General features: G+C 60.3%; 1 pseudogene. It reads left to right on the forward strand.

What is annotated here, in order from left to right:
* Positions 1 to 988 (forward strand): annotated as a pseudogene (locus NKH97_RS33200) (IS110 family RNA-guided transposase); the annotation flags it as partial.
* Positions 989 to 1,234: the final 246 nt, after the last annotated feature.

The following is a 1,234-nucleotide window of genomic DNA, read 5'->3' on the forward strand; positions in this document are numbered from 1 at the left end:
TCCACGTCGTTGGCCTCGGAAGCGACGGCGTGCCAGTTCAAAAGGTTCGTTTCCGACGTGACGCGCTGCTACAATTCTTCGAGCGAGCAGCGCCGGCGATCGTTGGCATGGAATCGTGCGCCGGATCTCAATGGATTGCGAGGAAGATACAGGCGCTCGGACATACGGTGCGCTTGATCCCCGCGCAGTTCGTGAAGCCCTACGTCAAGTCGAACAAGACCGACATCATCGATGCGGAGGCGATCGCTGAGGCGGCCACGCGGCCAACAATGCGGTTTGCTGCACTCAAGAGCGAGGAACAAGCCGATCTTCAGGCTTTGCACCGGGTGCGGGACCAGATGATCGGAACGAGAACGCGTCTGATCAATCAGATGAGAGCCTTCTGCCTCGAATACGGGATCGCCCTACGCCAGGGGGCAGGCCTGTTCAAGCTCGACCTGCCGCTGGTTCTCAACGATGCGTCGAACGACCTATCGCCGGCGATGCGCAAACTGCTCACGGATCTGTTCGCCGACCTCCACCAGCTAGAGCAGCGCATTCAGGACGTGACAAGGGAGATAGCTGCGATTGCAGATCGAGAAGATGTTGCCCGCCGGCTCATGACGATCCCCGGCATCGGAGCACTGGGCGCCACCGCCCTTCTTGCGGCAGTCGGAACGGACGCCAGTTCCAGAAGGCCCGCGATCTGGCTGCATGGCTGGGCCTTGTCCCGCGGGAACACTCGACCGGGGGCAAGCAGAAGCTCCTCGGCATCAGCAAGCGCGGGAACCGCTACGTCCGCAAGCTCCTCGTTCATGGCGCGCGATCCTGCTTCAGACATCTGGATCGAATCCGGGATCGCCTTGGAAGCTGGCTCGACGGGCTGCAGAGCCGAATGCATCCGAACAAGGCCGTTGTCGCACTCGCCGCCAAGATGGCACGTATTGTCTGGGTTGTTCTGACCAAGCCGGGAGCGCTCTACGAACGCAGGGATCCTGCATTCGCCTGACGCTTGCGGCTCGATTGCAAGGCTCGGGAATAGTGATGACGAAACAGTGGATCAGCATGCCGTAAGCCCTGTGCAAAAAAGCGGGCTTCATGCCCGAACCATTTATTGGGAACGGTGTGCGCGGATCTCATCATGGCCTGGCTGCAACAGCAGCCCGCTCGCGAGAGGCCGGATACATTTATGCAACTGGAATCGTCATCGACGATGTCGCGAACCCTTGCACGGACGGGGCGGACCATACATTTT

It is taken from the genome of Mesorhizobium sp. M0870 (assembly GCF_040319775.1).
GTDB lineage: Bacteria > Pseudomonadota > Alphaproteobacteria > Rhizobiales > Rhizobiaceae > Mesorhizobium.